We start from the raw sequence: 24,841 nt of genomic DNA on the forward strand, positions 1-24,841 counted from the left end.
GCAAATTTCACTTTATATCCTTTTTATTCAGCAGGTTAACCTTTAAAAAGCAGATTAATTCCATTCGCGCAATTTGATGGTTAGCAGGCTAACCATGAGCCACTACTTAAAGCCTGACCATACGGCTCATTAATAGCCGGAAAAGCCGCATACGGGCGCGCATAAAGTTCCGCTTCAGAACCAGCCCGCTCTTCCGATTATCGCCAAGTGACATTGTCACGTCAGAGCCCGGGTGCCAGGCTGGCCACACGACTTCCCCCTCCAGCTGATGCTTATATTCCGTAGCATCACGGGCAAAGGTAAACCAGTACTCGCTGACCCGTGCCGCAAATGCCCGATCGGCCTCACTGAAGGGTCGTTCTTCGTTGGGATCCGGCATCTGACTCAGCGTGTTCAGCACATAAGGCACTTCGTTGCCGTGCCAGGTGCCGTGCGGATAGAGGTCACGGGCATGTTCAGAGACATAATCAAACCAGTAGCGCCAGCCTGGCATTCCGGCATTGTGCTGCGCCCGCATCACCAGCCACGGCACCAGGCTGAATGCCATATCGCGCGCCACGGCACGTCCCAGCCGCTGATCGTCATGAATGTCATACATCCATTTAAGCGTCCGGTAAGTGAGACGATTTTTATCGCGTAACTGATGCAGCACCGCGGTGGCATCCACGCCAAAATATTCCAGCACGCTGGCTTCATCGCTGTTGCTGCCCGCCATCAGCGGCAGACGGTGCTGTTTTGCAGCCATAAAGGTTTTCAGCATCGGCTCAGGCAGGACAGCATCACCCGCAATCGGCACCGGCGGGATCGCCAGCGGCCCTTCCAGCGACCAGAAGGCATCGGCAGGCAGTGCGCGCAGGTCATCAGCGCTGGCATCGGGCGGCAGACCGAAATGGCGGGCCACCGCCATTCCCTGCTGACGCGCTTTTTTCAGCGGCGTGTCAGGCAGGCTGTAGGCGCTCTGCACGATCCCTTTATGAAACAGCCCTTCGGCCAGTGGCGAACAGCAGAGTGACAGCACGCTGCGTGCGCCTGAGGATTCACCGAAAAGTGTCACATTGCGGCGGTCGCCGCCAAAGGCAGGAATGTTGCGTTGCACCCACTGCAGTGCGGCAATCTGATCCAGCAGGCCAAAATTGTTGACCGTGCTGGCAACAGGGTATTCAGCATCCAGGGCCGGATGAGAGAAGAAACCGAGATGGCCGAGCCGGTAGTTGAGCGTCACCACCACCGCGCCGCGTGAAGCCATCGGCTTGCCGTTGTAAGGTGCCAGCCCGCCAGCACCAATGGTGTAGCCACCACCGTGCAGCCATACCATCACCGGCAGGGGTTTCACGGGCGCGACATCGGGCGTCCAGACATTAAGGTAGAGGCAATCTTCGCTGAACTCACCCGGATCGCCACCGCCCACGGCCTGGCAGTAAGTGCGATTTTGCCAGCCGGAAGCCCCAAACGCGGTGGCGTCGCGCACCTGCTGCCAGGGCGTAACCGGCTGAGGCGGACGCCAGCGCAGTGCGCCAAGCGGTGCCGCCGCATAAGGTATGCCTTTGAATACGAAAAGGTCATCGTCCATGCATCCACGCAACTCCCCCTCAGCAGTCATGATCCTCAGACCTGTTTCGTTTTTCATTCCTGTTTCCCTGTTCAAACGTCCCTCCATTATTTGCAGGCCCGCCAGCATTGTCCAGGTACGGAAGGGATTTGCAGAATATGCCGAAGCGTGAGGGGCAGGCGTGAACACGCTCATCAACAGGTTCAGAGAGTCAGTTAGGGTTATGATTCAACGTTGTTTATCTTTTCGCAATTGGTCAATGACGCTGCCAGCGCCGGAGTGGCGCGTCGTTGCTCTGTTATCACGTGCGGTTGTGCGGCTGTTAATCAGTCAGTCTGCTAATAGATTAAGATACTCACGCGGGTAAACCTGCGCTGAGCGGTAAAGCGTTGTTTTTCCCAAGTCCTGTCAGCATATTACCCGCGTTGCCCCACTTCAGGTCCACTGGCCTTAGCAGGGCGAGTGCGGAGAAAGCGTTGCGGGCAGCGCGCCTGTTGCCTGCAGAGGCGTCAGTCTGGCCGTAAGCCACACTGTGCCAGCGAGCGCTGCTGGCGCTCTTCGTATAGCGCCATCTCATCCAGCACGACAGCGCCCAGCGCGGCTTCAAATGCCTGGCGGCTCGCCTGTCCCGCCGAACGAACCTGCGCCCGATCGCCGAGGTTGGACTGGAAAATGCCCGCCGCGCTGACGGGCAGAAAATCTTCGTAGATGATAGGGTCTGCCAGCACACGACCTTCTTCGATGAGGGTCTCCAGCGATTCACCCTGAGCCGGCGGCGTCGCGATGCCCTTTTCACTCAGGCGATAATGGAACCAGGCCAGCTCCTGCTGGCGCAGCGTAGTTTCGTCGTCGGGGAAGTCACGGAAAATCGCCGCCAGATGTTGCTGATGCTGCTGATTATCCTGACCGCTGCCCGCCTCGCTGAGTAGCCGATCGTAGAGCGCACGGCCCTGAGGCGTCAGCGCCACGCCGCGCTGCTCAATTTCACCGAAGCGTGCAGTATGGGTTCCCTGATGCCCATCCTTAAAGATGATCGGCTCTTCCAGCGCTTTAAAGCTGGTCTGACGTAACAGGATCGGTACCTGACGACGCGGCGGTCCCTCGATCAGGGTTTTCGGATCGATACCGCGCGACGGCATCAGTTGCTGTACGCGGTCAATATCGAGCGTGCGCGGCGTGAGATGGTTGATGTGGCAGCCGGGAAAGCAGACCACGTCAGCGATCAGCCGATGCTGCTGGTTCAGCGCCTGATAGGTCTGACTGTCCACGCTGCTATGGGCATGCCAGCGGAAGGTTTCCAGTGCTTCGGTAACAAACTCAGTGGCCTGCTCGTCGGTTAATCCGCCCTGCTGCTGATGCAGTTCCAGAAGCGCCCGGCAACGGGGGGTGAAAATGTCGCGCGCGGCAAGAATCTCCGCCGCCTTTTCACGCAGCGCGCGGTCGTCGATCAGTTCAGGGCGTAACAGCGAGGTAAAGACCCGAAAGGGATTGCGCCGCAGCGCCGCATCGGTGATCGGCCGGAACGCCGTGGAGTGCACCGGCACACCAGCCTGAGAGAGATCGTAATAGCCAACCGGGTGCATTCCCATCACCGCAAACAGCTGCCGCAGTGTGGCTAATTCGTCTGCCGTGCCCACACGGATCGCACCGTGACGTTCCAGGTTGAGTCGGTCGATCTCATCGGCTGCGGTGAGACGATCTTTCAGCGCGATATCCGCTTCCAGCGCGCGGTCGTTGACGGTCGCCACCAGTTGCATCAGCGTGCCATATTGTGGCACTTCCTGCTGATACATAGCTGACATCGCCTGAGAGAAACGGGTGCGGATGAGATCCGCACTGAGAAAGTTGTCCATCTTATCCACCTGACACCGTTAGCGTTGCTGCTAATGTAATGCAACACGCTGGCCTCAGCGGAAAAAATCACGAATCTGTGATCGGCTTAAAGCCGTAGCGGTTTTTTAACAGCAGCATCAGGGTGGTGATCACAGCCGGTATTGCCAGCAGCAGAAAGATTACGCTGAAAGACCATCCAAGAGACATCATCTCTGCGCCAACAAAGGCGCTTAAAATCGCGCCGATGCGGCCCACTCCATGCATCCAGCTGGAACCGGTAGCGCGGGCGTGGGTAGGATAATAGCTGGCGGATAAGGCATTCATACCGGTATTGGCCCCGTTGAAACAGAAGCCACTGCAAAAGGCGATGGCACTCATCATGCCCACTTCCGCGGGTGAAAAGCCCAGTGCCACAATAAACAGACCGCCGCAGCCGTAGATCGCCGCCAGCGCCAGATTAGCGTTGAAGCGATCCATCATCCAGCCCGCAAACAGGGAGCCCAGCGTCCCGCCCGCCTGATACATCGCGGTGATAATCGCCGCTTCGGTCACTGACATGCCCAGGGTGTTGACCAGCGACGGCAGCCAGCTGCCAATCAGGTAAACCATGAACAGCCCCATAAAGTAGCCGCCCCACAGCATGGTGCTGCCAAACAGATAGCGGCGTGAAAGTACGGTGCCTATCGCGCCGCTCACCGGCACGGTGGCCTCTGGCGCGTGAAACGCACAGTCGGGCGCGGTTTTGCCCGGCATCATCCGGTCGAGGATGGCGTGAATGCGGGCAGCCGGTGCGCCACGGCTGATAAGAAATCGCACCGACTCCGGCAGGCCGCGGATCAGTAATGGCAACACCAGCAGCGGCAGAATACCGCCCAGCAGCAGCACGGAGTGCCAGTCATAGCGCGGTAGCAGCCAGGAGGCAGCAAATCCCCCGCTGGCGGCACCAAAGGTAAAGCCGCAGAACACCACCGTGATGATAAAAGCCCGCCGCCGCTCAGGTGCATATTCCGCCACCAGCGTGCCGACGTTGGGCATCGCCGCACCCAGCCCCAGCCCCGTCAGGAAACGGAACAGCATCATCTGCTCAATGTTCTGTGACAGCGCCGTTGCCAGCGTCCAGAGACCGAAAAAGAAGACGCTGAGGATAATCATCATGCGACGGCCATAGCGGTCAGCCAGCGGCCCTGCCACCATGGCACCCAGCGCCAGCCCGATTAACGCTGCGCTGATGACGACCCCGAGCTGATGATTGCTCACCCCCCACGCGGCTTTCAGTGTCGGCGCAATAAATCCCATGATCGCAATGTCCATGCCATCGAGTGCCACCACGATAAAACAGAGCGCAATGAGCCGCTTTTGCCAGTGGCTCAGCCCCTGCTGGTTGATAAGCTGGCGGACATCTACCGCCTCGACGCTGGTCAATGAACACTCCTCTGGAGTAACGAAATCTGACATCAGTTTAAGTAAAAAAAACGGCGCTAATGATAGCCGATCGTTAACCTTAAGCGGTCAGATTTTTATATGATATTGAGAATTATTCAACTTTAAGCCGTTAAGTTATTGATATACCGTAGTCAGAGGATGGCGTATTTCAGCGGCATACCCGGCTGAGCGCTTTTTAATCAGAGAGTTAAAGGGTAACGCGGTCATTTCGACTCGTTTGTTAAAATAAATTTGCAGCAAAGTTAACAGAATTCATTTTTAACAGTTGCCTGAAGCCGGTCATTCTCATTAAGTTTAGGATATGGAAAAAAATATCCTTTTCAATCAGCGCATTCGCTTGCGCCATCTACATACCTTTGTTGCGGTTGCGCAGCAAGGCACACTGGGCCGGGCGGCAGAGACGCTTAGCCTCAGCCAGCCTGCCCTCTCCAAGACCCTGAATGAGCTGGAGGAGCTGACTGGCGTTCGTCTGTTTGAACGTGGCCGGCTGGGCGCGCAGCTGACCACCATGGGAGAGCAGTTTCTGACCCATGCGGTACGGGTACTCGACGCGCTAAACCATGCCGGACAGAGTTTTAATGAGCAGCCGGGCGATGCGCCGGTGATTATCCGGCTGGGGGCATTGACCACTGCCGCGATGGGGATGCTGCCACGCATCCTGGATCGTTTTCATCAACTGCAGCCCAACACCACCATTCAGGTGGCGACACTTCACAATAATGTGCTGCTGGCGGGCTTGCGCGGCGGTGAGTTCGACATCGGCATTGGCCGGATGGCGGACAGCGCCATGATGACCGGGCTGACCTATGAATTGCTGTTTCTGGAGTCACTCAAGCTGGTAGTCAGGCCGGAACACCCGCTTTTAAGTGACAACGTCACGCTTTCGCGTGCTATGCAGTGGCCGGTGGTGATATCGCCCGAGGGCACGGCTCCGCGCCGGATTGCACAGCAGATGCTGGATGAACAGGGCTGCACCCTTCCGCCTCACTGCATTGAGACCTCTTCGACTTCACTGGCACGCCAGCTGGCTCTTCGCTACGACTACATCTGGTTCGTCCCTTCCGGGGCGATTAAAGAGGATCTGAGCCACAACGCGGTTTGTGCGCTGCCGATCGCCTCTTCCGGGCCGGGCGAACCGGTGGGCATCATTACCCGCACCGGCGCAGAGCTGAGCCTGAGTGCTGAAGTGCTGATGTCCACCATCCGTAAGTTTCACAGTTAGCGGCTGCGTTTCGCATGCCGCTCGCGGTTTTCAAGCCGGGCTTTATCGGTTTTGCGCAATCCGACATAAAGCGCCCCGGCCCCGCCATGCCGGGTCTGGGCCACGCAAAAGGTCTGTACGTCATCAAACTGCTTTAGCCAGCGCGCCAGATAGCTGCGCACAATGTTGGCATGAGATTCATCATCACGACCTTTACCGTGGATGATCAGCAGATTGCGCAATCCCTGTTTGTGCGCCTGCATCATAAAGTTAAAGAGCGCCTGACGACAGGTTTCGACCGGTTGCCGCAACAGATTGAGGCTGGCATCCAGCTGATACTCTCCTCTGCGCAGTTTATCCAGAATCCCCTGCTGAATGCCGTCGGCTTTATATTCCAGCGGGGTATTGAGTGGAACGATCTCCAGATCGCCCCGGGTCAGGAAATTCTCCAGCTCAGATTCACCTGGCGGTTTTCGTGGCGCCTTCGTTGAGGGTGCTTTGAGCCACAAGGTTGTGGTGGTGTCTTTTAACGGCGTGACATCGCCCATGGCATCCCGAAAGAGATCATTATCATCAAGGTTCATGGTTTTCTCACACCTGGTTAAAATTGATGGAATGTGCAAATCACGCTTTACCCGTTAGCGTAGCAAAAGCTGGAATCACCGGCCCACCCCACTTTTTCGAAAGTCACTGCCAGTGCAGAAGCGTGTGACAGATCACATAAGCGGAAAGTTTTCTTGACAGTCGGCACTGTCGGGATTCTGAGAAGCCCGTCACATCAGCGTTTGTCGTTGTGTGCTTAGTCCATAATATTTGTAAGTGTAAAACTGCTCGGATGAGTTCCCTTCAGCACAAAAAATGTTAAAATTGACCCCAGTCAATAATCGTCGAGCAAACCATTATGATCCCTGAAAAACGCAGCATTCGTCGTATTCAGTCGGGCGGTTGTGCCATTCACTGCCAGGATTGCAGCATCAGTCAGCTCTGCATCCCCTTTACGCTAAATGAACATGAGCTGGATCAGCTCGACAATATCATTGAGCGTAAAAAACCCATTCAGAAAGGGCAAACGCTTTTCAAAGCAGGCGATGAACTCAAGTCTCTGTATGCGATTCGCTCCGGCACCATTAAAAGCTACACCATTACTGAACAGGGTGATGAGCAGATCACCGGTTTCCATCTGGCGGGCGATTTAGTCGGCTTTGACGCGATTATGGGCTCCAGCCATCCCAGCTTTGCGCAGGCGCTGGAAACGGCAATGGTGTGTGAGATCCCTTTTGAAACGCTGGATGATTTGTCGGGCAAAATGCCGGCCCTGCGTCAGCAGATGATGCGTCTGATGAGCGGTGAAATCAAAGGCGATCAGGACATGATCCTGCTGCTGTCGAAGAAAAATGCTGAAGAGCGCCTGGCGGCGTTTATCTGGAACCTTTCCCGTCGTTTTGGCCAGCGCGGCTTTTCACAGCGCGAATTCCGCCTCACTATGACGCGTGGCGATATCGGTAATTACCTGGGCCTGACGGTTGAAACCATCAGCCGCCTGCTGGGGCGTTTTCAGAAGTCCGGTATGCTGGCGGTGAAAGGCAAGTACATCACGATTGAAAACCACGCCCTGCTGGAAGAGCTCGCCGGTCAGAGCCACCAGGCCGCCTGATCCTCAGCCGGATCAATAAATCTTATTTTGTTGATCCGGCAGTAACTTTTTCACTTCTTCCGCTGTGCAACATAGGCTATCTTTATTCCAGTCGCTCTGGTTTAAGGAGAACGCCTCATGTCCCAGTACCAAAATGTTCTGGTCGCCATTGATGCCCAGCAAGACGATCAGCCCGCGCTGCGACGTGCGGTCTATCTGAATCAACGTCTTGGCGGAAGAATTAAAGCCTTCCTGCCTATCTATGACTTCTCATATGAGATGACCACCCTGCTTTCGCCGGATGAGCGCGCGTCGATGCGCCAGGGCGTGATCAGCCAGCGTACCGAATGGATCCGCGAGCAGGCCCGCGCTTATCTTGATGCCGGTGTCGAAATTGACATTAAAGTGATCTGGCACAACCGTCCCTACGAAGCCATTATTCAGGAAGTGCTCGCCCATCAGCATGACCTGGTGCTGAAGATGGCGCATCAGCACGATCGCCTTGAGTCAGTGATTTTCACTCCAACCGACTGGCACCTGCTGCGGAAATGCCCGTGTCCGGTGTGGATGGTCAAAGATCAGCCGTGGCCGGAAGGCGGTAAAGCGATTGTCGCGGTCAATCTAGCCAGCGAAGAGCCGCATCACGATGGCCTGAATCAGAAGCTGATTCGTGAAACGGTGATCCTGGCGGAAAAGGTGAATCAGACCGAAGTGCATCTGGTCGGCGCCTACCCGATTACCCCTATCAATATTGCTATCGAACTGCCCGATTTTGATCCCAGCGTCTATAACGACGCGATCCGTGGTCAGCATCTGGTGGCAATGAAAGCGCTACGGCAGAAGTTCTCGATTGGTGAAGAGTTCACCCATGTGGCTAAGGGCCTGCCGGAAGAGGTCATCCCCGATCTGGCGGCACATCTGGGAGCCGGTGTTGTGGTGCTGGGCACGATTGGACGGACCGGCCTGTCGGCGGCATTCCTCGGCAATACGGCGGAACAGGTGATTGATCATCTGCGTTGCGATCTGCTGGCGCTTAAGCCGGACGATTTCAAATCGCCGATTGACCTGGATGATGAAGAGGATGAGGAGGATTAATCCTCCTCAGAAACAGAGAGGGCGGCTGATTAGCCGCCCTTTTTTATTACAGCGCTTTAAGAATCGCTTCCACGCTGGCTTTGGCATCGCCAAACAGCATCTGGCTATTCTCTTTGAAGAACAGCGGATTCTGCACCCCGGCATAGCCAGTGTTCATTGAGCGTTTGAACACTATCACGTTGTGCGCCTTCCACACTTCCAGCACCGGCATGCCCGCAATCGGACTGCGGGGATCATCCTGCGCCGCCGGGTTGACCGTGTCGTTAGCACCAATGACCAGCACCGTGTCGGTGTCGCTGAAATCGTCGTTGATCTCATCCATCTCCAGCACCACGTCATAAGGCACTTTCGCCTCTGCCAGCAGCACGTTCATGTGACCCGGCAGACGCCCCGCCACCGGATGGATACCGAAGCGCACTTTGATGCCAAGCGCACGCAGTCGGGCAGTCATTTCCGCGACCGGATACTGCGCCTGCGCTACCGCCATGCCGTAGCCTGGGGTGATAATCACCGAGCTGGAAGCCTTGAGCATTTCAGCGGTCTCTTCAGCCGTAATCTCACGATGCTCCCCCGCTTCCTGACTTTCATCGCCACTGCTGGCTTCAGTACCAAAGCCGCCCGCTATCACGCTGATAAACGAACGGTTCATCGCTTTGCACATGATGTAGGAGAGGATCGCACCGGATGACCCCACCAGCGCACCGGTCACAATCAGCAGATCGTTGCTCAACATGAAACCAGCAGCGGCGGCGGCCCAGCCTGAATAGGAGTTAAGCATCGAGACCACGACCGGCATATCCGCGCCGCCAATCGACGCGACGAGATGCCAGCCAAACGCCAGCGCAATCACCGTCATCAGCAAGAGTGCAAACACCTGCACAGCCGTGCTGCTGGTGTTAACAAACCACAGCAGCAGCAGGAACGAAACCACCAGCGCCAGCAGATTCAGCTTGTGACGATGCGGTAACGCTAACGGCCGTGAAGAGATTTTGCCGCACAGTTTGCCAAACGCCACCAGCGAGCCGGTGAAGGTGACGGCACCGATAAAGATACCGATAAACACTTCACTGAGATGGATATTCTCCATCACCGCTGGCAGGCCAGGCGCATGGTCGATATAGCTGTTGATGCCCACCAGCACTGCGGCCAGGCCAACAAAGCTGTGCAGAATCGCCACCAGCTCTGGCATTTCCGTCATTTCGACTTTCTTCGCCAGACGAATGCCGATAGCGCCGCCGATGACCATCGCCAGCAGGATCCAGACCACATTACCGCTGTCCGGGCCAAATATGGTGGCGATCAGCGCAATCGCCATACCGCTGATACCGAAAATATTACCCCGCTTTGAGGTCTCATGACGCGAAAGACCAGCAAGGCTACAGATGAACAGAATCGCAGCCACAATATAGGCTGCAGTGACTAATCCGCCAGACATGTGTTACCCCTTACGAAACATTTTCAGCATGCGCTGGGTGACGGTGAAGCCACCAAAGATATTGATGCTGGCAATCAGCACGGCAATAAAGGAGATAAAGGTGACCCAGCCACCGTGGCCCATCTGCAAGACCGCACCGATAACAATGATGCCGGAAATGGCATTGGTTACGGACATCAGCGGTGTATGCAGCGCATGACTGACGTTCCAGACCACGTAATACCCCACCACGCAGGCGAGCGCGAACACGGTAAAATGGGAGAGGAAGTCGGCCGGTGCCACGTTTGCCAGGCAGCCAAACAGCACAATAGCCAGGGCGATCAGCAGATATTTACGCCACGGTGAAACGGGCTTCGCCTCAATCTTTTCTGACGGCTTCGCGGCGGCAGCGGCAGCCTGTGGCGCGGCGGAGACCTGAATCGGCGGGGCTGGCCAGGTCACTTCGCCATCGCGTACCACGGTGACGCCACGCACCACCACATCTTCGAAATCGACCTGGATTTCGCCATTTTTCTCTTTACACAGCAGCTTGATCAGATTGACCAGATTGGTGCCGTAGAGCTGGGAGGATTGTGTCGCCAGACGGCTGGGCAGATCGGTGTAACCGATGATTTTCACGCCATTCGGCGTGACGGTAACCTGGTCAGCGACGGTCAGCGCACAGTTGCCGCCGGTCTGCGCCGCCAGATCAACAATGACGCTGCCCGGCTTCATGCTGGCGACCATCTCTTCGGTGATCAGTTTCGGAGCCGGTTTGCCTGGGATCAGCGCCGTGGTGACAATGATGTCCACGTCTCTGGCCTGACTGGCAAACAGTGCCATCTCAGCTTTGATAAAAGCCTCGGACATGACTTTGGCATAGCCGTCGCCGCTGCCCGCTTCCTCTTCAAAGTCGAGCTCAAGGAATTCGGCGCCCATACTCTGCACCTGCTCTTTGACTTCGGGACGGGTATCAAACGCCCGGACAATCGCGCCCAGGCTGCCCGCTGCGCCAATCGCGGCCAGCCCGGCAACACCGGCCCCAATCACCATCACTTTTGCCGGTGGCACTTTACCGGCTGCGGTGATCTGACCGGTAAAGAAGCGACCAAATTCATGGGCGGCTTCGACAATGGCGCGATAACCGGCAATGTTCGCCATAGAGCTCAGGGCATCCAGCGACTGCGCTCGTGAGATACGCGGCACTGAATCCATTGCCATTACCGTGACCTGACGTGCGGCCAGCTTTGACAGCAGTTCGGGATTCTGTGCGGGCCAGATAAAACTGACCAGCGTGCTGCCCGCACGCGTCAGCGCAATCTCTTCGTCATCCGGCGCATTCACCTTCAGCACGATATCGGACTGCCAGACCTGCTCTCTGTCGCTGAGTGTGGCACCGGCTGCGATATAGCTTTCATCATCGAAGCTGGCGCGTTTACCGGCGTCATGCTCAAGGGTGACGCTGAAACCCAGCTTGATGAGTTGTTCCACGGTCTTAGGCGTGGCGGCCACGCGCGACTCGTTTGGCAACCTTTCCTTGGGTATTCCAATTAACATAGTGTTTCCTTTCATCGGTTAAAGGATGATGGCCCGAACCTGCACCACGAGAGCGCGACTGAAACGCGATTTCAGCCGCTTTTGGACGAAACGCAGGTATTTCAAAGTGTTTATAACCTACTGAAAATGTGACGAGCGATCTACAGCGACCACGCAGAGTGATGACATTCACCCAATTATGCAGTGTTCTGTTAAGAAACCTGCGTTATCCCACTGCAAAATAGTCTCACAGGCAGATAATCTGCCAGAGATAATTGTACCAGGACGAATTAATCAACAACAAAAACCTTTATTTAACAATGCATTAACTATTTTATCGCTAATAGTTACCGCTTTTAGTGGTAACTGTCACTAAAACTGGCCATAACTGCGTTTGATGACAAACAAATGAAAAAATCATGGTTGAATAACGCGATCTGACACAAAAAATCGCTGCGACAGTCTGTTTATAACATGCAATAATCAGCGGCTATTCTGTTATACATCAAGAGTCCAGCACGTTTTCGTACTCATTTTTGCGTAAGGCGAAGGATTATTTTTATGAAGCTGAAGAACACTATTCTGGCGACCACTCTGTTGTCCCTGCTGGCAGCCAACGCATTCGCTGCGCAGGAACTTACGCCAGAAAAAGCGGCCGCGTTGAAGCCATTCGAACGTATTAATATCACCGGCCGTTTCAACGCAATTGGCGACGCTGCCGATGCGGTATCTAAGCGTGCAGATCAGATGGGCGCGGCCTCTTATTACATCCAGGCGATCAACGACAGCAACGGTAACAGCGGTAACTGGCGCGTTACGGCTGACCTCTATAAAGCCGATGCCCCGGCAGCCACAGAGTCAACGACTTACCGTCGTTTCAACGGCGTAAACGAACTGCCAAAAGCAGAAGCGTATAAACTCGAACCCTTCGATACCGTTTCGGTCAGCGGCTTCTTTGCCAGCCAGCCGGATGTAAACGACGCAATTTCGAAAGCCGCAAAACAGAAAGGCGCAGCCTCCTTCTTTATCGTTCGCCAGATCGATGCCAACAGCGGCGGCAATCAGTATGTCACCGCCTATGTCTATAAAGCGGATGCTAAAGAGCGCGCGGTGCAGACACCGAATGCGATTCCTGCCGATTCAGAAGCGGGTAAAGCCGCTCTGGCAACCGGTGGCGCTGCGGCGGCTAACGTAGAGATTCCAGGCGTGGCCTCGTCTGAAACGCCAAGCAACAAAGTGGGCCGTTTCTTCGAAACCCAAAGCTCTACCGGCAAGCGCTATACCGTTAATCTGCCAAACGGCAAATCGGTGCAGGAAGTCAACGCCATTACTGCTGCGCAGATGCAGCCGTTCGATACCGTAACCTTCACCGGTCACTTCGGTACGCCAACTGAGATTTCAGAAGAAGTGGCGAAGCGTGCGGCGGACAAAGGTGCCAAGTTCTACCACGTTACCCGTCAGTGGCAGAACCAGAGTGGCGGTAACCTGACCGTCACGGCTGACCTGTTTAAGTAATCCTTCTCAGGGCGGCGCCTGCCGCCCTGCTGTTTGCATAATTCCTGCGCTGTTTTGCATAGTCACGCATTGCCATCCCCTGCCACACTCCGTAAAATCCTCCGCCTGTTTTACCGGATATTGTCCCTGTATTGTGCCTTTGGTGTGACATAACCCAGCGACAGAATCCGATTTACCCAGCCATATATGCTAGCGGGAAGGTTGTTTTGGAGAAAAAATTAGGTCTCGGTGCGCTGACGGCGCTGGTGCTCAGCTCAATGCTGGGCGCAGGCGTGTTCAGTCTGCCGCAAAATATGGCTGCAGTGGCTGGTCCGGCGGCGCTGCTGCTGGGCTGGCTGATTACCGGCGTCGGCATCATCTTTCTGTCGCTGGCGATGCTGCTGCTGACCCGCCTTAAACCCGAGCTGGATGGTGGCATCTTTACCTATGCCCGTGCCGGTTTCGGCGAGCTGATGGGCTTCTGCTCCGCGTGGGGCTACTGGCTGTGCGCCGTGATCGCCAACGTCTCCTATCTGGTGATTGTCTTCTCTGCCCTGAGCTTCTTCACCGATACGCCGGACCGGATTATCTTTGGCGATGGCAACACCTGGCAGGCGATGCTGGGTGCATCCGTGCTGTTGTGGCTGGTTCACTGGCTGGTGCTGCGCGGCGTGCAGACCGCTGCCAGCATTAATCTGATGGCGACGCTCGGCAAGCTGGTGCCGCTGCTGCTGTTTATTGTGCTGGCGGTGATGGCATTCAACTATGATCGTTTCCGCTTTGACTTTTCCGGCGTCACGCTGGGACAACCGCTTTGGGAGCAGGTCAAGCAGACCATGCTGATTACCCTGTGGGTCTTTATCGGCGTCGAGGGGGCGGTGGTGGTCTCTGCACGCGCGCGCCAGAAAAAGGATGTGGGCCGGGCTACACTATTCGCCGTGCTGGCAGCGTTGCTGGTCTATCTGCTGGTGACACTGCTGTCGCTTGGCGTGGTTCCACGTGCTGAACTGGCTCAGATGCGTAACCCCTCCATGGCGGGATTGATGACCCGACTGATGGGCAACTGGGGCGATGCGGTGATTGCGGTGGGTCTGGTTATCTCGGTGTGCGGTGCCTATCTGAGCTGGACGATTATGGCCGCTGAAGTGCCCCTGATTGCTGCGCAACAGGGTGCATTTCCACGCAGTATCGCCCGACAAAACCGCCATAACGCGCCAGCCGCCTCACTGTGGCTGACCAACGGCAGTATTCAGCTCTGCCTGATCCTGATTGCCCTGACTGGTGCGAATTACAACAACCTGCTGACCATCGCCTCTGAGATGATTCTGGTGCCCTATCTGCTGGTGGGGTTATATCTGATCAAAGTGGTACGCGGACAGCATAAACCGCTGGCGATGGCGACCGGTATCGGTGCCAGCCTGTATGGCATCTGGCTGCTTTACGCCTCGGGGCCATTGCACCTGATGATGTCTGTTGTGCTCTATACACCGGGCCTGCTGCTGTTTCTGTTTGCACGACGCGGCGGCCGCGCAGAGTTTGCGCTGACTTCGCTGGAGCGAATTGCAATGGGATTGCTGATTGCCGCGACGCTCCCCGCCGTGTGGCAGCTGACGACTTAGCGCCTGGCCCGGCAGGCGTAATGGTTGCAGGCAGTGCGAACCCGGTCAGCGCGGAGCAACCAGGCGTACAGACAGAACGTGAGGATGGTGAGCACTGCCCAGGTTCAGACTGAGAAATCAGATAGCCTGATGGGAAAGGCTCTCAGTGCGACTGCACAGGTATTGAGACACACAGCAGGTCATCCTGCTGTGTCAGATTCAGCGGCCTGGAATATTCATGATGGATCGCGTCCAGCTGCTCCGCCGAAAGCGGATAAGGAAGCTGAATATCGAAGCGACTAATCTGCTGTTGTTCCGCAAGGGTAATCAGGCGCGCGATATTAATTTCGTCGCTGACCTGAGTAGAAATGATTTGTAATGCTAATTCTTTTAACGGGTCGTCACTGCCCTGTAAGCGGTGTGCCGATTTACGTGTCACCATGCCAAATATCGGCATCACACCATAAATAGCATCGACGAAGCTCCAGCGCTTTTTGCAGGAAGCGGAGAGAAAGTCACTGTAATTGAAGCAGATGCGGTCGGGGTATATGGCTGATGCCAGCTCTTTATCAGACACACTAACGCTCCTCATGATAATCATCAATATCCCAAACCTGGCGCAAAAAGGCCGCGCTAATGATTGCACATTTTGCCGGTTATATACCAGCAAGCTACGGATATTTCGTGCGGTAACCTAGAGCTCAGGACCAGGAAAAGATATGCTTCCGTCCATCCCTGTCTCTGCTTTGTGAACTATGAACAAAATTGTTTATGTAGAAGATGAACCCGAAGTGGGCTCACTGATTGCGGCCTATCTGGGTCGTCATGATATTGAGGTGATTGTCGAGATGCGCGGCGACCGTGCTGAAGCGGTCATTGCCGAACAGCAGCCCGATCTGGTGATGCTGGATATCATGTTGCCAGGCAAAGATGGCATGACTATCTGCCGTGACCTGCGGGCCAACTGGCAGGGGCCGATCGTGTTGCTCACCTCACTGGACAGCGACATGAACCATATTCTGGCCCTGGAGATGGGTGCGCAGGATTACATTCTGAAAACCACGCCGCCAGCGGTGCTGCTGGCCCGCCTGCGCCTTCATCTGCGTCAGTCGCAGCAGGGACAGCCGGACGATGCGCCCAGCGCACCCGCCGCCAACCGTATGCTGCGTTTTGGCTCGCTGACCATCGATGCGCTGAACCGCCAGGTCACGCTGTTTGACGAGCAGATTGCCCTTTCCACCGCGGATTTCGATCTGCTGTGGGTACTCGCCAGCCATGCGGGCCAGACGCTTAACCGTGATGCGCTGCTGAAAACGTTGCGCGGGGTCAGCTATGACGGCCTTGACCGCAGCATCGACGTGGCCATCTCCCGGTTGCGCAAAAAGCTGCACGACAGCGCCACCGAGCCGTTCCGCATTAAAACCATTCGTAACAAAGGCTATCTGTTTGCGCCCCAGGCCTGGGATACCCGCGGACTATGAGAAAGCTTTTTATTCAGTTTTATCTGCTGCTGTTTGTCTGCTTTCTGGTGATGGCGCTACTGGTGGGGCTGGTCTACAAGTTCACCGCTGAGCGTGCGGGCCGCCAGTCGATGAATGACCTGATGGCCAGTTCGCTCTACCTGATTCGCAGCGAACTGCGCGAGATCCCGCCGCGTGACTGGAATAAAACCATCAAGAGTCTCGATCTTGGCCTGTCGTTCGACCTGCACATTGAGCCGATGAACAAATATCAGCTTGATGAAGGCAACATGCGTCGGTTGCGCGCCGGAGAGATCGTGGCGCTCGACGATCAATACACCTTTTTGCAGCACATTCCGCGCAGCCACTACGTATTGTCAGTCGGGCCGATTCCCTATCTCTTCTATCTGCATCAGATGCGACTACTGGATATTGCTCTGCTGATCTTTATAGGGATGTCACTGGCGCTGCCGGTGTTTATCTGGCTGCGTCCCCACTGGCAGGAGATGCAGCGACTGGAAAAAGCGGCTCAGCGCTTTGGCCGTGGCGAGCTGGACGTGCGCACCCATTTCGACAGTACCTCCAGCCTGTTCCGGCTCGGCATCGCCTTTAATCAGATGGCCGAGAACATCAATACGCTGGTCGCCAGTAAGAAGCAGTTGATAGACGGTATTGCGCATGAGCTACGCACACCGCTGGTGCGCCTGCGTTACCGGCTGGAGATGAGCGACAACCTCACGGATGGCGAACGGGTGGCGCTGAATCGCGACATCGGCCAGCTCGAAAGCCTGATTGAGGAGCTGCTGACCTATGCACGTCTTGATCGGCCGCGCGTCGATCTCAATCTGAAAACACTGGATTTGGCCAACTGGCTGCGCGAACGGCTTGACGATTTCCGCACTATCAATCCCGACGTGCGGCTCGACCTTGAGCTCCCGCAGCGTGAAAACATCGGCATTTCTGATACCCGCCTGATGGAGCGGGTACTGGATAACCTGGTCAACAATGCGCTGCGTTATGCGCAACAGCGGCTGCGCGTCAGTTTGTGGTTCGACGGTCCGATAGGGTGTCTGCAGGTGGAAGATGACGGTCCCGGCATTCCGCCTGAAGAGCGTGAACGGGTTTTCGAACCCTTTGTCCGGCTGGACCCCAGCCGCGATCGCGCTACAGGCGGCTGCGGACTGGGACTTGCGATTGTGCACTCTATTGCCCAGGCGCTGAGCGGCAATGTGACTATTGAATCCAGTCCGCTGGGCGGCGCCAGCGTTCGCTTTTGCTGGCCGGTTGATCTAACCTTGCGGGAAATTCCGCTGCGTTAAAAACCACAAGGAGTCTTACGTGACCTCAGCGTATCAACAACTTACCAAGACGTTCCAGCGCCTTTCCCGTTTCAGCCACGTCACGGCCATCGCCGGATGTGACATGCAAACCACCATGCCGCCGGGCGGCAGTCAGGCGCGTGGTGAAGCGCTGGCCGAAATGAGCGTGTTGCAGCACCAGATCCTCACTGCCCCTCAGGTTGGTGAGTGGCTCAGGGCCGCAGAGCAGCAGTCACTCAACGATGTTGAGCGGGCCAATCTCAACGAGATGCAGCGCGCTTACCAGCAGGCCACCCTGCTGCCTGATGATTTTGTAGAAGCCAAATCAATCGCCGGTTCGGTATGTGAACATGCATGGCGCACTCAGCGTCCCGCCAACGACTGGCAGGGCTTCGCCGCCAATCTCAAAGAGGTGGTGCGTCTGAGCCGCGAAGAAGCCCAGCGCCGCGCCGACGCCACTGGCAGCTCGCGTTACGATGCGCTGCTGGATCTTTATGAACCGGGGATGACCCGCGCCCGGCTGGATGAAACCTTTGGCGAACTGAAAACCTGGCTGCCCGATCTGTTACAGCAGGTCGTGGAAAAACAGGCGAAACAGACTGTTGTCACGCCGCAGGGACCGTTCGCCCTGCCTGCTCAGCGTCAGCTCGGCCTGAGCATCATGGAAACGCTGGGTTTCGACTTTAACCATGGCCGGCTGGATATCAGTGCGCATCCCTTCTGCGGTGGCGTGCCGGAAGATGTGCGCATTACCACCCGTTACAACGAGAATGAGTTTCTCAGCGCCCTGATGGGCGTGATCCACGAAACCGGCCACGCCCGCTATGAGCAAAATCTGCCGCAGCAGTGGCGCGGGCAGCCGGTGGCGCTGGCGCGCTCCACCGCTATCCACGAATCACAAAGCCTGTTTATGGAGATGCAGCTTGGTCGCAGCCGCGAATTCCTGCAGCGCATTCTGCCGCAGGTGATCGCCACCTTTGGCGACCAGTCTGCCCTGCAGGCGGATAATTTTGTGCGCCTGACCCAGCAGGTTAAGCCTGGACTGATCCGGGTTGACGCCGATGAGCTCAGCTATCCGGCGCATGTCATTCTGCGCTATGAAATCGAGCAGGCGCTGATTGAAGGCGAGATTGAGGTTGAGGATATTCCGGCGCTGTGGGATGAGAAAATGATGCAGTCGCTGGGTCTGGATACCCGGGGTAACTACCGCGATGGCTGTATGCAGGATATCCACTGGACCGACGGCGCCTTTGGCTACTTCCCGACCTATACGCTGGGCGCGATGTACGCCGCACAGCTGTTCCGCTCGGTACATCTTGCGATTCCTCAGCTCAGCGAGCTGATTCAGCACGGTGAGCTGCAGCCGGTATTCGACTGGCTGCAACAGAACATCTGGCAGCACGGCAGCCGTTTCTCCACCGACCAGTTGCTGATCAACGCCACCGGCGAAGCGCTGAATCCGGCTTTCTTCCGCCAGCACCTTGAACAACGTTACCTGAATAGCTAAGCTTTCGGGCGGTCAGCTGACCGCCCTTTCCCGCCTTTGTACAATCGGTTACACGCCGATACCAAACACCCACGGACACCGTTCATTGATATCCCTATAGTCTCTTCACCGGCCCCGCAGTGGGCTACACATGAAAAAATAGTCTTCGAGGGATTTGCAATGAAAAAATTATTTGCACTGGTTGTCGCCGCTGCTATGGGTATGTCTTCTGTTGCTTTCGCTGCTGACACCACAGCTGCTCCAGCTGCTGCGCCAGCCGCAACAACCACTACTACCGCTGCAGCACCGGCTAAAACCGTTCACAAAACTGCGCACAAGAAACACCATAAAGCGGCTCAGAAAGCGCAGGCTGCTAAGAAACACCACAAAAAAGCTGTGAAAAAAGATGCCGCGCAGAAAGCGCAGGCTGCAAAAAAAGTTCACCATAAAAAAGTAGCTAAACCTGCTGCACAGAAAGCCCAGGCCGCTAAAAAAGTTCACCACAAAAAAGTCACTAAACCAGCTGCTCAGAAAGCCCAGGCCGCTAAAAAAGTTCACCACAAAAAAGCCACTCAGCCAGCCGCTCAGAAAGCCCAGGCTGCTAAAAAAGTTCACCACAAAAAAGTAGCTAAACCAGCTGCACAGAAAGCTCAGGCTGCTAAAAAAGTTCACCACAAAAAAGTTGTGAAACCAGCAGCTAAAAACTAAGGTCGCCTTCAGCGCACGGCCACGAGATGATGATTAAAAACACCCGGTTCTGCCGGGTGTTTCTTTACTGGAGTGGATGATATGGTGCGTCGCTATCGCTTCGAAATTATTCTGCTGGTGATGATCCTGTGTGGCATTGTTGCAGCAAGCTTTTTTGTTTAACCGCTGTAGCGTACTGATTAACCAATAAAACTCCCTTTTTCAACGCTCACCGACTATAGTTACCGTACTTACGTAATAACAATAACGTTAATTTTTTCTCGCCATTGAGATTTCTATGCGCCTGGCTACCCTGTTAATGGTTGGACTCTTCAGCTTTGCCACCACGGTTCATGCCGATGATGACGATGACTCGCCTACTCCTGCTGAAATTAAGATGCTGTTTTTCGGTAAGGATCATCGCCAGGCAATCACCGATATTACCGCTGCCCCCTGGGATGCCATTGGTCAGCTGGAAACCGAAAGCGGCAACCTCTGTACTGCCACGCTCATCTCTCCGCATCTGGCGCTGACCGCCGGACACTGCCTGCTTGCCCCGCCGGGTAATTTCGATAAGCCGGTTGCGCTGCGATTTATGGCCAGCGATAAAGGCTGGCGCTACGAGCTTCATGATATTGATGCGCGGGTTGAACCCTCGCTGGCGTCAAAGTTAAAAGCGGATGGTGAAGGCTGGATCGTGCCGAGCAGTGCAGCCCCCTATGATTACGGCATCGTGATTTTACGCAATCCGCCCTCAGCGATTACGCCTATTCCGCTGTTCGATGGCTCACGCAGCGATCTCACTGCGGCGCTGAAGCTGACCGGACGCAAAGTGACGCAGGCAGGCTATCCGGCTGATCATCTGGACACGCTTTACTCTCACAGCGATTGCCTGATCACCGGCTGGGCGCAGCGCGCCGTGTTGTCGCATCAGTGTGACACCCTGCCAGGTGACAGTGGTTCGCCACTGCTGCTCAATAGCGATAAAGGCTGGCAGTTAATCGCGGTACAAAGCTCAGCACCGGCAGCGAAAGATCGCTACCTGGCTGATAACCGTGCGATTTCGGTCACCTCGTTTAAAGATAAGCTGGAATCCCTCGCGCAGTAGTCCGCACTCTCACTCGCCATCATCGGATGCGCGCCTGTAACGGCGCGCATCCCGGCGTTTAACCCGCTATCTGCTCCATCATCTGCAGAATACGCTTATCTGAGATGGGATAAGGCGTACCCAGCTGCTGAGCAAAATAACTGATTCGCAGCTCTTCGATCATCCAGCGGATATTTTGCACCTCTTCATCATCCTGACGCTGCGGCGGCAACTTGTTGCGCCACGCCTGATAAGCCTGCTCCACTGCCTGTACTTTTAACATCCGCGCACGATCGCTGTGCGGATCGGCAGGCAGTTTTTCCAGTCGGCGCTCAATCCCATGCAGATAACGCAGCGTATCGGCCAGTCGCTGCCAGCCGTTGCCGGTGACAAAGCCGCGATAAACCAGGCCACTTAACTGCGCTTTGATGTCAGATAACGCCAGCGCCATGGTCATATCGACCCGGCCCTTCAGACGCTTATTAATGTTGAAGACTGCCGTCAGGATCTGCTCGACCTGCTTCGCGATGGTCACCACGGTTTCATTGAGTTCGCCGCGCACTTTGTCACGCAACTGCTCAAACGAGGTTTGATCCCAGGCCGGACCGCCCGCTTCCCCCATCAGCTTGTCGATGCCACAGGCGATGCAGTCGTCAATCAGCTCCAGCACTTTGCCATAAGGGTTAAAGTAGAGTCCGAGCTTGGCTTTGTTCGGCAGCTTCTCGTGCAGATATTTAACCGGTGACGGCACATTCAGCAGCAGCAGGCGACGCTGACCGCGCCACATCATTTTTTGCTGCTCCTGCTCGCTGTCAAACAGACGAATGGCGACGCTCTCTTTCTCGTCGACCAGCGCAGGCCAGGCTTTAACCTGGTAGCTTCCGCGCTTCTGTTCATAACTGCGTGGCAGATCGCCAAAACTCCAGATATGCAGCCCGCTCTGCTCCAGCCCGTCATCCGCCACTTTCGACAGCGTTTCCTGCACTTTGTCTTTCAGCTGTGCCTTAAGCGCCGTAAGATCTTTGCCTTCCAGCAGCTTACGATTGTGCTCGTCGACTACCCGGAACGTCATTTTCAGATGATCGGGCACCTGTTCCCACTGCCAGCTTTCCCGCTCCAGCGTGACGCCGGTCATGCGGCGGAATTCCCGCGCCAGCGCATCAGGCAGCGGCATCTCCATCGCTTTCACCCTTCCTAAAAACGCCTCGGCGTAGTTGGGCGCCGGCACCAGGTTACGGCGCAGCGGCTTGGGCAGAGACTTAATCAGTGCGATGATCAGTTCACGGCGCACACCGGGGATCTGCCACTCAAAACCGCTATCCTCTACCTGGTTCAGCAGCGGCAGTGGAATATGTACCGTCACGCCATCCGCATCTGCGCCAGGCTCAAACTGATAACTCAGCTTAAGTTTGAGGTTGCCCTGATGCCAGAAGTTGGGGTAGTCGAGCTGACTGACTTTATCCGCACCCTCTTTGATCAGCATCTGCTTGTCGAAATTCAGCAGTTCTGCGTTTTCGCGACTGGCCTGTTTCCACCAGCTGTCGAAATGCTTCGCCGAGACCACCTCTTTGCCAATGCGCTGGTCATAAAAAGCAAACAGCGTTTCGTCATCGACCAGAATGTCGCGACGACGGGATTTGTGTTCCAGATCTTCCACTTCGCTGCGCAGCTTCTGGTTTGCGCGGAAGAAGGCGTGTCGGGTCTGCCAGTCGCCCTCCACCAGCGCGTGACGAATAAACAGTTCACGGCTCAGGGTGGGATCGATGCTGCCATAGTTAACTTTACGGGCGGCGACAATCGGCAGGCCATAGAGCGTGACTTTTTCGGTGGCCATCACCGCGCCCTGCGATTTCTCCCAGTGCGGTTCACTGTAGCTACGCTTGATCAGATGCTGTGCCAGCGGCTCAATCCACTCCGGTTCAATACGGCCCGCCGTGCGGCCCCACAGGCGGCTGGTCTCGACCAGTTCCGCCACCATGGTCCACTTCGGCGGCTTTTTAAACAGCCCGGAGCCAGGGAAGATCGCGAAGCGGGTATTGCGCGCGCCGGTATACTCCTGCTTATCGGTGTCTTTCTGCCCGATATGCGACAGCAGACCGCTTAACAGCGCGCAGTGGACGGGCTGCAGCTCAGCCGGTTCACTGTTAACCGGAATGCCAAGTTCACGCACCACCTGCCGCAGCTGGGTGTAGATATCCTGCCATTCCCGCACGCGCAGATAGTTAAGGAAATCGCTTTTGCACTGGCGGCGGAAAACATTCCCGGACAGCGCTTTCTGCTGCTCCGCCAGGTAGTTCCAGAGATTCACATAGGCGAGGAAGTCGGAGTCTTTGTCGGCAAAGCGCCGGTGCTTCTCATCGGACGCCTGTTTTTTATCTGCCGGACGCTCACGCGGGTCCTGAATCGACAGGCCTGCGGTGATAATCATCACTTCGCGCACGCAGCCAAATTTCTGCGCTTCCAGCACCATCCGCGCCAGGCGGGGATCCACCGGCAGCTGCGCCAGCTGACGCCCGGAACCGGTGAGCTTGTAGTGACCGGTCTCTTCGTTCAGGGTCAGCGCGCCCAGCTCTTCCAGCAGGCGGACGCCATCCTGGATATTGCGCTTATCGGGCGCTTCCACAAACGGGAAGGCGGCGATATCGCCGAGCCCCAGCGAGGTCATCTGCAGGATGACTGACGCCAGGTTGGTGCGCAGGATTTCAGGATCGGTAAAGGCCGGACGACTCAGGAAGTCATCTTCTGCGTAGAGGCGGATACAGATACCGTCTGAAACGCGGCCGCAACGCCCTTTACGCTGGTTAGCAGACGCCTGTGATATCGGTTCAATCGGCAGGCGCTGCACTTTGGTACGGAAACTGTAACGACTGATACGCGCCGTACCGGGATCGATCACATATTTAATCCCTGGCACCGTCAGCGAGGTTTCCGCGACGTTGGTCGCCAGCACGATACGACGGCCACTGTGCGACTGAAACACCCGGTTCTGTTCGGCGTTCGACAACCGTGCATAGAGCGGCAGCACTTCGGTGTGTGGCAGGTCGCGTTTGTTCAGCGCGTCGGCGGTATCACGTATTTCACGCTCACCACTCATGAAGATCAGGATATCGCCCCGACTTTCCCGGCCCAGCTCATCTACGGCATCAAAAATCGCCTGCAGCTGGTCACGATCGCCATCATCCGCCTCTTCAACCACCGGCCGATAGCGCACTTCAACCGGATAGGTCCGGCCTGAGACTTCAATCACCGGCGCATTATTGAAATGACGCGAGAAACGCTGTGGATCGATGGTGGCGGAAGTGATAATCACTTTCAGATCGGGGCGACGCGGCAACAGCTCACGCAGATAACCGAGCAGGAAATCGATATTCAGGCTGCGTTCGTGCGCTTCATCAATAATGATGGTGTCATATTGCATCAGCAGACGATCCTGCTGGATCTCCGCCAGCAGAATCCCGTCGGTCATCAGTTTAATCTGCGTCAGGTCACTGACCTGGTCGTTAAACCGTACTTTATAGCCGACGCAGCCGCCCAGCGAAGTGCTGAGTTCATCGGCAATGCGATTCGCCACGGTACGTGCGGCCAGACGGCGCGGCTGCGTATGACCAATCAGACCCGTCACACCACGTCCCAGCGCCAGACAGATTTTCGGCAGCTGCGTGGTTTTGCCCGAGCCGGTTTCACCGGCGACAATCACTACCTGGTGATCGCGAATCGCCTCAGCAATATCCTGCTGCTTCTGACTGACCGGCAGATTGTCCGGGAAGGTAATGGCTGGCGTGGCCGCACGGCGCTGGGCCACGCGCTGCTCGGCAGCGATAAAGTCCTGCTCAAGCTCGCTGGCAATGCCCTGCTGTGCCTCGGGATTTTTAGCTTTTCTGGCACCCTGTAAACGGCGCTGTAACCGCTGGCGATCGCGCAGCATTACACCCTCGAGGCGTGACCAGAGCGCTGCCAGTGGGGAAGTATCGGGAGATGACATAATAGTGACGTACCTTACTCAGAC

General features: G+C 56.1%; 18 protein-coding genes. 10 read left to right on the top strand and 8 right to left on the bottom strand.

Annotation, left to right across the window (positions count from 1 at the left end; all coding sequences use genetic code 11):
• Positions 1-106 precede the first annotated feature (106 nt).
• From HFD94_RS07940 to HFD94_RS07950, 3 genes are all read right to left on the bottom strand, one after another.
• Positions 107-1,627, bottom strand: coding sequence for a carboxylesterase/lipase family protein (locus tag HFD94_RS07940; RefSeq protein ID WP_033771830.1), 1,521 nt, complete (start codon positions 1,625-1,627; stop codon positions 107-109).
• Between the two features lie 431 nt (positions 1,628-2,058).
• A complete protein-coding gene (locus HFD94_RS07945) occupies positions 2,059-3,402 on the bottom strand; it encodes a VOC family protein (protein WP_089414159.1) in 1,344 nt (447 codons plus the stop codon).
• Positions 3,403-3,469: 67 nt separating this feature from the next.
• Positions 3,470-4,804 carry an aromatic acid/H+ symport family MFS transporter gene (locus HFD94_RS07950; protein ID WP_010244695.1) on the bottom strand — a complete coding sequence of 445 codons (1,335 nt, stop codon included), beginning with the start codon at positions 4,802-4,804 and terminating at the stop codon, positions 3,470-3,472.
• Positions 4,805-5,126: 322 nt separating this feature from the next.
• Here HFD94_RS07950 and HFD94_RS07955 point away from each other — a divergent pair, with 322 nt between their 5' ends.
• Complete coding sequence (locus HFD94_RS07955; protein ID WP_010670205.1) at positions 5,127-6,047, top strand: LysR substrate-binding domain-containing protein; 921 nt, start codon at positions 5,127-5,129, stop codon at positions 6,045-6,047.
• Here HFD94_RS07955 and smrA read toward each other — a convergent pair.
• Entirely contained in the window at positions 6,044-6,610 is a 567-nt protein-coding gene (gene smrA, locus HFD94_RS07960; RefSeq protein ID WP_010244689.1) for a DNA endonuclease SmrA, read from the bottom strand. The two genes, HFD94_RS07955 and smrA, sit on opposite strands and share 4 nt — an antisense overlap.
• A gap of 317 nt (positions 6,611-6,927) precedes the next feature.
• On the opposite strand from smrA, the gene HFD94_RS07965 reads away from it, so the two are divergent.
• Both HFD94_RS07965 and uspE read left to right on the top strand, forming a co-directional pair.
• Positions 6,928-7,680: an FNR family transcription factor gene (locus HFD94_RS07965; RefSeq protein ID WP_010244686.1), complete on the top strand. Its 753-nt coding sequence runs from the start codon at positions 6,928-6,930 to the stop codon at positions 7,678-7,680.
• A 117-nt stretch (positions 7,681-7,797) separates the two neighbouring features.
• Positions 7,798-8,754, top strand: coding sequence for a universal stress protein UspE (gene uspE / locus HFD94_RS07970; RefSeq protein WP_010244683.1), 957 nt, complete (start codon positions 7,798-7,800; stop codon positions 8,752-8,754).
• Positions 8,755-8,800: 46 nt separating this feature from the next.
• On the opposite strand, the gene pntB is transcribed toward uspE, so the two are convergent.
• Together pntB and pntA are read right to left on the bottom strand one after the other, a co-directional pair.
• A complete protein-coding gene (pntB, locus tag HFD94_RS07975; RefSeq protein WP_010670206.1) occupies positions 8,801-10,189 on the bottom strand; it encodes a Re/Si-specific NAD(P)(+) transhydrogenase subunit beta in 1,389 nt (462 codons plus the stop codon).
• A 3-nt stretch (positions 10,190-10,192) separates the two neighbouring features.
• Entirely contained in the window at positions 10,193-11,725 is a 1,533-nt protein-coding gene (gene pntA, locus HFD94_RS07980) for a Re/Si-specific NAD(P)(+) transhydrogenase subunit alpha (protein ID WP_010670207.1), read from the bottom strand.
• A 540-nt stretch (positions 11,726-12,265) separates the two neighbouring features.
• Between pntA and ydgH the strand changes: the two genes are divergently transcribed.
• Positions 12,266-13,219, top strand: coding sequence for a DUF1471 family protein YdgH (gene ydgH, locus HFD94_RS07985; protein ID WP_010244673.1), 954 nt, complete (start codon positions 12,266-12,268; stop codon positions 13,217-13,219).
• A gap of 206 nt (positions 13,220-13,425) precedes the next feature.
• Positions 13,426-14,817: a basic amino acid/polyamine antiporter gene (locus HFD94_RS07990; RefSeq protein WP_033757764.1), complete on the top strand. Its 1,392-nt coding sequence runs from the start codon at positions 13,426-13,428 to the stop codon at positions 14,815-14,817.
• A 142-nt stretch (positions 14,818-14,959) separates the two neighbouring features.
• Here the strand turns inward: HFD94_RS07990 and HFD94_RS07995 are convergent, their stop codons facing one another.
• Positions 14,960-15,373: a hypothetical protein gene (locus HFD94_RS07995; protein ID WP_010244668.1), complete on the bottom strand. Its 414-nt coding sequence runs from the start codon at positions 15,371-15,373 to the stop codon at positions 14,960-14,962.
• 178 nt (positions 15,374-15,551) lie between these two features.
• On the opposite strand from HFD94_RS07995, the gene rstA reads away from it, so the two are divergent.
• The 5 genes from rstA to HFD94_RS08020 all read left to right on the top strand — a co-directional run bounded on the left by rstA (position 15,552) and on the right by HFD94_RS08020 (position 20,856).
• The gene (gene rstA, locus HFD94_RS08000) at positions 15,552-16,277 is read left to right on the top strand and encodes a two-component system response regulator RstA (RefSeq protein WP_010244666.1); all 726 of its coding nucleotides are present in this window, start codon (positions 15,552-15,554) and stop codon (positions 16,275-16,277) included.
• Entirely contained in the window at positions 16,274-17,575 is a 1,302-nt protein-coding gene (gene rstB, locus HFD94_RS08005; protein WP_010244663.1) for a two-component system sensor histidine kinase RstB, read from the top strand. Before rstA ends, rstB begins: the two co-directional genes overlap by 4 nt.
• A 19-nt stretch (positions 17,576-17,594) precedes the next feature.
• Positions 17,595-19,082, top strand: coding sequence for a carboxypeptidase M32 (locus HFD94_RS08010; RefSeq protein WP_167432976.1), 1,488 nt, complete (start codon positions 17,595-17,597; stop codon positions 19,080-19,082).
• A gap of 159 nt (positions 19,083-19,241) precedes the next feature.
• On the top strand, positions 19,242-19,769 hold the full coding sequence (gene asr, locus HFD94_RS08015) for an acid resistance repetitive basic protein Asr (RefSeq protein WP_071785070.1): 528 nt from the start codon (positions 19,242-19,244) through the stop codon (positions 19,767-19,769).
• Positions 19,770-20,046: 277 nt separating this feature from the next.
• Positions 20,047-20,856: a serine protease gene (locus HFD94_RS08020; protein WP_010670211.1), complete on the top strand. Its 810-nt coding sequence runs from the start codon at positions 20,047-20,049 to the stop codon at positions 20,854-20,856.
• 58 nt (positions 20,857-20,914) lie between these two features.
• Here HFD94_RS08020 and hrpA read toward each other — a convergent pair whose 3' ends face one another.
• Positions 20,915-24,817, bottom strand: a complete 3,903-nt coding sequence (gene hrpA, locus HFD94_RS08025; protein WP_167432977.1) for an ATP-dependent RNA helicase HrpA — start codon at positions 24,815-24,817, stop codon at positions 20,915-20,917.
• Between the last annotated feature and the right edge of the window lie 24 nt (positions 24,818-24,841).

It is taken from the genome of Pantoea sp. EKM20T (assembly GCF_011800485.1).
Classification (GTDB): Bacteria; Pseudomonadota; Gammaproteobacteria; order Enterobacterales; family Enterobacteriaceae; genus Pantoea; species Pantoea agglomerans.

Coding starts and splice junctions, on each gene's coding strand:
- HFD94_RS07940 (WP_033771830.1), bottom strand. CDS start 1,627: ATGAAAAACGAAACAGGTCTGAGGATCATGACTGCTGAGGGGGAGTTG.
- HFD94_RS07945 (WP_089414159.1), bottom strand. CDS start 3,402: ATGGACAACTTTCTCAGTGCGGATCTCATCCGCACCCGTTTCTCTCAG.
- HFD94_RS07955 (WP_010670205.1), top strand. CDS start 5,127: ATGGAAAAAAATATCCTTTTCAATCAGCGCATTCGCTTGCGCCATCTA.
- smrA (WP_010244689.1), bottom strand. CDS start 6,610: ATGAACCTTGATGATAATGATCTCTTTCGGGATGCCATGGGCGATGTC.
- HFD94_RS07965 (WP_010244686.1), top strand. CDS start 6,928: ATGATCCCTGAAAAACGCAGCATTCGTCGTATTCAGTCGGGCGGTTGT.
- uspE (WP_010244683.1), top strand. CDS start 7,798: ATGTCCCAGTACCAAAATGTTCTGGTCGCCATTGATGCCCAGCAAGAC.
- pntB (WP_010670206.1), bottom strand. CDS start 10,189: ATGTCTGGCGGATTAGTCACTGCAGCCTATATTGTGGCTGCGATTCTG.
- pntA (WP_010670207.1), bottom strand. CDS start 11,725: ATGTTAATTGGAATACCCAAGGAAAGGTTGCCAAACGAGTCGCGCGTG.
- ydgH (WP_010244673.1), top strand. CDS start 12,266: ATGAAGCTGAAGAACACTATTCTGGCGACCACTCTGTTGTCCCTGCTG.
- rstA (WP_010244666.1), top strand. CDS start 15,552: ATGAACAAAATTGTTTATGTAGAAGATGAACCCGAAGTGGGCTCACTG.
- rstB (WP_010244663.1), top strand. CDS start 16,274: ATGAGAAAGCTTTTTATTCAGTTTTATCTGCTGCTGTTTGTCTGCTTT.
- asr (WP_071785070.1), top strand. CDS start 19,242: ATGAAAAAATTATTTGCACTGGTTGTCGCCGCTGCTATGGGTATGTCT.
- HFD94_RS08020 (WP_010670211.1), top strand. CDS start 20,047: ATGCGCCTGGCTACCCTGTTAATGGTTGGACTCTTCAGCTTTGCCACC.
- hrpA (WP_167432977.1), bottom strand. CDS start 24,817: ATGTCATCTCCCGATACTTCCCCACTGGCAGCGCTCTGGTCACGCCTC.